This window comes from Mesorhizobium sp. M7A.F.Ca.CA.004.06.1.1, assembly GCF_003999135.1.
Lineage (GTDB): Bacteria > Pseudomonadota > Alphaproteobacteria > Rhizobiales > Rhizobiaceae > Mesorhizobium.
Genome location: NZ_RZPQ01000284.1, coordinates 1 through 6,677, shown reverse-complemented (window position 1 = coordinate 6,677; position 6,677 = coordinate 1). Strand labels below are relative to the sequence as shown.

6 protein-coding genes and 1 pseudogene are annotated in these 6,677 nt (G+C 64.0%); 4 read left to right on the top strand and 3 right to left on the bottom strand.

Annotated features, from left to right (window positions below; all coding sequences use genetic code 11):
• A pseudogene (locus EN906_RS17860) lies at positions 1-854 on the bottom strand (LuxR family transcriptional regulator); the annotation flags it as partial.
• Positions 855-1,553, bottom strand: a complete 699-nt coding sequence (locus EN906_RS17855; RefSeq protein WP_127267842.1) for a GNAT family N-acetyltransferase — start codon at positions 1,551-1,553, stop codon at positions 855-857. It lies immediately after the preceding pseudogene.
• Between the two features lie 169 nt (positions 1,554-1,722).
• Between EN906_RS17855 and EN906_RS17850 the strand changes: the two genes are divergently transcribed.
• The 4 genes from EN906_RS17850 to EN906_RS17835 are packed head-to-tail and all read left to right on the top strand — an operon-like array spanning position 1,723 to position 6,054.
• Positions 1,723-3,018: an ArgE/DapE family deacylase gene (locus EN906_RS17850; RefSeq protein WP_164748646.1), complete on the top strand. Its 1,296-nt coding sequence runs from the start codon at positions 1,723-1,725 to the stop codon at positions 3,016-3,018.
• Positions 3,015-4,073: a phosphotransferase gene (locus EN906_RS17845; protein ID WP_127267840.1), complete on the top strand. Its 1,059-nt coding sequence runs from the start codon at positions 3,015-3,017 to the stop codon at positions 4,071-4,073. Before EN906_RS17850 ends, EN906_RS17845 begins: the two co-directional genes overlap by 4 nt.
• A complete protein-coding gene (locus tag EN906_RS17840) occupies positions 4,074-5,384 on the top strand; it encodes an aspartate aminotransferase family protein (RefSeq protein WP_164748645.1) in 1,311 nt (436 codons plus the stop codon).
• A 13-nt stretch (positions 5,385-5,397) separates the two neighbouring features.
• Complete coding sequence (locus EN906_RS17835; RefSeq protein WP_127267839.1) at positions 5,398-6,054, top strand: GntR family transcriptional regulator; 657 nt, start codon at positions 5,398-5,400, stop codon at positions 6,052-6,054.
• Between the two features lie 8 nt (positions 6,055-6,062).
• Here EN906_RS17835 and EN906_RS17830 read toward each other — a convergent pair.
• A partial coding sequence (locus EN906_RS17830) for an FAD-binding oxidoreductase (protein WP_164777218.1) occupies positions 6,063-6,677 on the bottom strand: 615 nt, incomplete at its 5' end.

Here is a 6,677-nt window from a genome sequence, read left to right as displayed (position 1 = left end):
GCACTGAAGCGTTCGAAGATCGAACTGTAGAGCAGGAATTTTGCGATTGCCGGCGGCAGTTCCAGGAACACTTCGCCCATCAGGAAGTCGGCGACGTTTCGGTTGGCGCCGGTGAAGTTGCCGATGACGGTTTCGGGTGCATGTGCGGCACTCAGCGACAGCGAGGCCAGTTGCAGGCCGGCGGCCCATCCTTCGGTGCGCGAGCACAGGGTTTCCACCGCACCGCTGCTGACGCTCAAGCCCAGCTTGTCGTTGAAGAAGGCTTCCGCTTCTGACGAGGCGAAGCGCAGATCGTCCGGGCCGATTTCGAAGACGTCGCCAAGCACCCGGAGCTTGCCGAGCTGCAGGTCGGGCAGGCTGCGCGAGCCGATGACGAAGGCGACGTTTGCCGGCGCCTGCCGGGTCAGACGCTCCATGAACCGCTTCACCGCCGGCGCCTCGACGGCGTGGTAATCGTCGAAGAACAGGGTGATGTCGGCCTGGCGCGCCGCCAGACCCGCCACAAGTGCCGAGAGCACGACATCGAGCTGGGGGATCGGGCTCGACTGGAAGGCAAGATCGAGTTCCGCCGGACTCTGGACCAGTTGGCGCAGCGCGCCCACCAGATGCGACAGGAAGGCGCCCTCGTCATTGTCCGTCGCTTCGCAAGACAGCCAAGCGGTCAGCCGACCGTGGCGCGCGACTTCCGCGGCCCATTGCGCCATCGTCGTCGATTTACCAAAGCCGGCGGGCGCGGCGAACAGCACGATGCGCGTGTCGATATGGCGCTCCAGCGTCGACAGGATGGTCTCGCGGCGAACCCATCGGCGATGGTGCGGCGACGCTTGGCTGACGGATTGCGGGGCTGTTCTCATCTAGGTCCGCGCAACTTGTCGCTTTTCCGGGGAAAGCGCGGCTCCCTTGCCATTGCTCCACTCCGTTTCGATCAGCGGAATCTGCGGTGCGGCATCGCGCGGCAAGGTTCCCTTGATCCGGGGATCGTCGACGATCTCAAATCCGGTCGCGAAGGGCACGAACCCGCAGGCACTGTAGAACCCGATGACACTGTGATGATCGAAGCTGCTTGTATGCAGCCAGATGCGGCTCGGGTTGAGACACCATGCGAGGTCCAGTGCCCCGGCCATCAGCCGTTTGCCGAAACCCCTGCCGGTCAGGGACGGGAACAGGCCAAAATAGATGATCTCGATCTCGCTGCTGTCGGCGACGAAGAATTCGACCATACCGAGATGGGCGCCGGTCTCGTCATGGCCGTAGTAGAGATGCTGGCGCGGGTCGGCGAAATGCGAGGTGATTTCGGCATCGGACATTTCGGAAACACGGTCCCAAAGCCAGGGCGCGCCGATCTCGAGGAAGATCGCCCGATAGGAAGCGCAGTCGGGCGTCGTGATCCGTGTCATGGCCAAGGGGTGCGCGAGATCGGGCTGCGGAGAGCGCGCCTCCATCCACGTCACCGCATTGGCAAGCTTGCCCGCCGGCAGGCGATGGTAGCCGATGGCGAGATCGGTGATTTCGGCCTGCATCGTGTCTTCGGTGATCAACGCATTCCCCGTCATGTCTTCCAGAGATAGCAGTATCGGCTTGCTGCATCCGATGCCAACTCCCCAAGACCATGGCAGCATCGAACGGCAAACCCTGGACTGAAAGTTTGGCGCGTATGCCTCTTGCATTTCACAGGAATGGCATATGAGATATGATACACCATTCAGAAGAAAGTGAAATATGATGCCTGAGCGGATTGCGGACGAGGCCATTCTGAGCGCGGTCGATGACGGCTTCGCGCGGCAGGTAGCGTTTCTGCAAGACCTCGTGCGTTTTCCTTCGCAGCGTGGCGAGGAACATGCCGCACAATCGTTCATGGCGGCTGCCTTTGAGGCTGACGGCTATGCCGTCGACATGTGGCGCGTCGATGTCGATGCGATTCGCGACCTGCCGGGTTTTTCACCCGTGGCAGTTTCTTATGACGACGCCTTCAATGTCGTTGCCACGCATACGCCGCGAAACGCGACCGGCCGCTCGCTGATCCTCAACGGCCATATCGATGTCGTTCCGACCGGACCGCTCGACCGCTGGGTGCGCGATCCCTACGACCCGGTGATCGAGGACGGCTGGATGCATGGCCGCGGCGCCGGCGACATGAAAGCCGGCCTGTCCGCCTGTCTCTATGCGCTGACCGCCTTGCGCAGCCTTGGCTATCAGCCGGCCGCGAACGTTTACCTGCAGTCGGTGGTCGAGGAAGAATGCACCGGCAATGGCGCGCTTGCCTGCGTGCAGCGCGGCTACCGCGCCGACGCCGCCTTCATTCCCGAACCGCTGGAGCCGAGGCTGATGCGGGCGCAGGTCGGGCCGATCTGGTTCCGGGTCGAGGTCGACGGCGACCCGCAGCATGCGTCGGGTGCATTTTCGGCCGGGGCCAATGCCATCGAAAAGGCATTTGTCATCATCCAGGCGCTGAAGCAACTCGAAATCGTCTGGAATGCGCGCAAGGTCGACGACAAGCATTTCCGTGATCACCCGCACCCGATCCGCTTCAATCTCGGCAAGATCGAAGGGGGCGAATGGACATCGAGCGTTCCGGCGCGATGTGTCTTCGAGATGCGCGTCGCCACCTATCCCGGCCAGAGGCTCGAAGACGCGAGAGCCGAGCTCGAGGCCTGTATCGCCGAAGCGGCGCGTGCCGATCCGTTCCTGGCCAATCGTCCGCCGAGCCTCACCTACAACGGCTTCATGGCCGAAGGCTATGTGCTGGAGGGTGCCGACGAGATGGAATCCGTGCTGCGCCGCAGCCATACCGCCGTCTGGGGCGAGCCGCTGACGGAACACGTCACCTCGGCGACGACGGATGCACGCTTCTTCGGCCTCTATGCCGACACGCCGGCGATCGTCTATGGCCCGATCTGCCGCATGCCGCATGGCTATGACGAGGCCGTCGATCTCGACTCGGTGCGCAAGGTCACCCAGACCATCGCGCTGTTCATCGCCGACTGGTGCGGGCTCGAACCTATCGAGGCTAAGCCATGAATTCGGCTGTCCCCGATGCATTCGGCGAAACACTCGCCGAGGACGCGCCTGATGTTTCGGCGGCCGAAGCGCTCGCCATCCTGCGCCGGTACTATGGGCTGACCGGCACCGCGCGTCCGCTGCCTGGCGAACGCGACCACAATTTCCACATCCAGGCCGACGGCGAGCGTGAGTTCGTTCTAAAGATCTCCCATCCGGCGGAAGAGGCCGGCTTCACCGATTTCCAGAACAAGGCGCTCGACCACATCCTTGCAGTCGACCCCATCTTGCCGGTTCCCTCGGTGCGCAAAAGCCTTGAAGGCGAGCCGCAATTTGCGGCCAGTGTTGGTGGATCGGCGCCGCGCATCATCCGGCTGGTGACTTATCTGCCCGGTCAGCTGCTGTCGCGCTCGCCGACTTCCGATGCGCAGGATCGCAATCTCGGCGTCTTCCTCGCCCGCCTTGGCCGGGCGCTGCGCGGTTTCTTCCACCCGGCCGCCGGCAGCGACCTGCTCTGGGATATCCGTAAGGTCGCCAAGACGCGGCCGATGATGGCGCATATCAGTGACGTTGGCCGGCGGGCGATGGTCGAGCGCGCGATCGACTCCTTCGAGCAGCATGCGGCGCCGGTCATCCCGACCCTGCGCGCGCAGATCGTCCACAACGACATGAACTCCTACAATGTGGTGATGGACGCGTCGCGGCCGGAGGTCGTCAGCGGCATCCTCGATTTCGGCGACATGATCCATTCGCCGCTGATCTGCGACCTCGCCATCGGCGCCGTCTATCGCTGGCCGGCGCAAGGCCATCCGCTGGCGCCGGCCGCGCGCTTCGTCGCCGGCTATCAGTCCGTGCAGCCGCTCGAGGAGGAAGAGATCAGCATTCTCTTCAATCTGATCCGTGCCCGCCTTGCGCTCATCGTCAACATCGCCAGTTGGCAGGCCGAGCGCTTCCCGGCCAAGCGCGACTATGTGCTGCGCCTCGCCACCGAGGTCTGGGCCTCGCTTGAAAAGCTGGATGGTCTGTCATCCACCGATGCCCGCCGCTATTTTCTCGACAATTCCAATCCGGAGTAAATGCTCGTGTCCCAGTCCTCGCCATATCCTTCAAATGCCGACGCGGCTGCATCGGAGCGCGCGCTGCTCGAGCGCCGCGCCAGGCTGCTCGGGCCGACTTACCGCGCCTTCTACCGCAACCCGATCCATCTGGTGCGTGGCAGCGGTGTGTGGCTCTACGATGCCCAGGGTCGCAGATTCCTCGACGCCTATAACAACGTCGCCTCGGTCGGACACTGCCATCCGCGTGTCGTCGAGGCGCTGTCGGCGCAGGCCGCCACGCTCAACACCCACACACGCTATCTCAGCGAGATCATCCTCGACTACGCGGAGAAACTTCTCGGCACCGTGCCGGCCCACCTCGGTCATGCCATGTTCACCTGCACCGGCAGCGAGGCCAACGACCTCGCCATCCGCATCGCCCAGCATTCCAGCGGCGGCACCGGGGTGATCATCACCGACTTTGCCTATCACGGCGCCACCATCGCGACGGCGCAGCTGTCGCCGGCGGCGGTCGGGGCAAAGGGCGTGCCCGCGCAGCACCGCACCGTGACAGCGCCGGACACGTTCCGCGACCATGGCCGGGCCGCGCATGATTTCGCCAGAAATGTCGCGGCCGCCATCGAAGATATGCGCGCAAAGAATATCCGGCCGGCAGCGCTGCTTCTCGACTCGGCCTTTTCCAGCGACGGTATTTTCTTTCCGGATGCGGCGGTGATGCGCGAAGCGGCGGATCACATCAAAAAGGCCGGCGGCATCATCATCGCCGATGAAGTCCAGTCCGGCTTCGGCCGGCTTGGCCAGGGAATGTGGGGTTTCGCCAATTATGGAATCGAGCCCGACATCATCACGATGGGCAAGCCGATCGGCGATGGGCACCCGATGGGTGCCGTGCTGGTGCGGCCGCAACTTGTCGCCTCCTTCGGCTCGAACACCGGTTACTTCAACACTTTTGGCGGCAATCCGGTCGCTGCCGCCGTCGGCCTCGCCGTTCTGGAGGTGATCGAAGGTGAAGGACTGATCGAGAATGCGCGCAATGTCGGCGCCTATACGGCTGAGCTGCTGCGCGCCCTGCAGAGCCGGCGTGGCGCGGTCGCCGATATCAGGCACAACGGCCTTTATTTCGGTGTCGAGCTGACGGCGGACGGTGACGAGGCGCTGGCCGCCACCAAGACATCGGCGGTCGTCGAAGCCATGCGCGAGGACGGCGTGCTGATCTCGTCCTGCGGTCCGCGCGGCAATGTGCTGAAGATCAGGCCGCCACTGCCGTTTGCCAGGGACAATGCCGAGCAACTGGCCGAGACGCTCGATCGCGCGCTGTCGAACTGGTGATCGGGCCGATCGCATGCTGAAGCTCGAACATCAAACCCTGAATGACCGCGCTTATGGCGCGCTCAAGCAGGAGTTGATTTCAGGCGGCTTCAGCCCGGGGCAGACGCTGGTTATACGCAAGCTCGCCGAGACGTTCGGCATCTCGACCACGCCAATCCGCGAGGCGCTGCAGCGGCTTGTCGCCGAGCGACTGCTCGAGATGCAGAACAACCGCTCGGTCATCGTGCCGTTGCTGTCCGCGCCTGCCTTCGAGGAACTGACGCGCATCCGTATCGCCGTCGAGGGACTGGCGGGCGAGATGGCGGCGACCAGGATGAGCGAAAGCGGACTGGCTGACATACAGGCGACGCTCGCCGGCATGCAGCGTGCCATCGAGGCCAGCGACGCCAGGGCCTATCTCTCGTTGAACGAGGCGTTCCACTTCGCCATCTACCAGCATGCCGGCGCGCCGATCCTTTTGAACATGATCCGCGACCTCTGGGGGCGGGTTGGGCCTTATCTCAAGCTGCTGATGCAGGCCGATCGCTACATCCCGCACTCCAACGACGCGCATCGCAAGATCGTCGCCGCACTGGAGCAGCGCAGCGGCCCCACTGTGCGGGTCTTCATAGAAGAGGACATCGCGATGGCGGCCGCCGTGCTGTCGGCAAACCTTGACGCTGCCAGGTAGCCGTCGGCCTAGCTCGTCCCGTCCAGCCGGTCGCGCAGCATGCTCCAGCCGAGCAGCATGTTGGGCGCGTGCCGCAGCAAGGCATGGAACGGGATTGGCGCCGGCGACGCAAAGGGCAGCGGCAGGTCGCGGGCCTCGGTTCCAGAGGCCCAGTCCGCCAGCACCTTGCCCATCGCCGTGGTCATCGCGATGCCGCGGCCGTTGCAGGCGCGTCCGGCGATCAGGCCCGGACCGAGGTCGATCAGGTGCGGCAGGAAATCCGGTTCAACCGCTGCCATTCCCGACCAGCTGTAGGCAAGCGGCGGCAGGTCGGGCAGACCGAGATGCCGACCAAGCCTTCGCCAAATCGTCTGCGGTACGCGCGTGTCGGCACCAGCGCCAAGGATGTTCATGCCGCCGCTGATCAGCCGGTTTTCGGCGTCGAAGCGGAAGGTGAACAGATTGCGTCTGGTGTCACCGACGCCTTGCCCGCCGGGAAGCAACCGGCTGCGTACTTCACGGGGCAATGGCGCTGTCGCGATCTGGAAGACTTTCAGCGGGAAATAGGTTCGCTGCAATGACGGATTGAGGGACCAGCCATAGGCGTTGGTGGCGATCAGCACCTTGCCGGCGCGTACTGAGCC

Coding starts and splice junctions, on each gene's coding strand:
- EN906_RS17835 (WP_127267839.1), top strand. CDS start 5,398: ATGCTGAAGCTCGAACATCAAACCCTGAATGACCGCGCTTATGGCGCG.
- EN906_RS17845 (WP_127267840.1), top strand. CDS start 3,015: ATGAATTCGGCTGTCCCCGATGCATTCGGCGAAACACTCGCCGAGGAC.
- EN906_RS17850 (WP_164748646.1), top strand. CDS start 1,723: ATGCCTGAGCGGATTGCGGACGAGGCCATTCTGAGCGCGGTCGATGAC.
- EN906_RS17840 (WP_164748645.1), top strand. CDS start 4,074: ATGCTCGTGTCCCAGTCCTCGCCATATCCTTCAAATGCCGACGCGGCT.
- EN906_RS17855 (WP_127267842.1), bottom strand. CDS start 1,553: ATGACGGGGAATGCGTTGATCACCGAAGACACGATGCAGGCCGAAATC.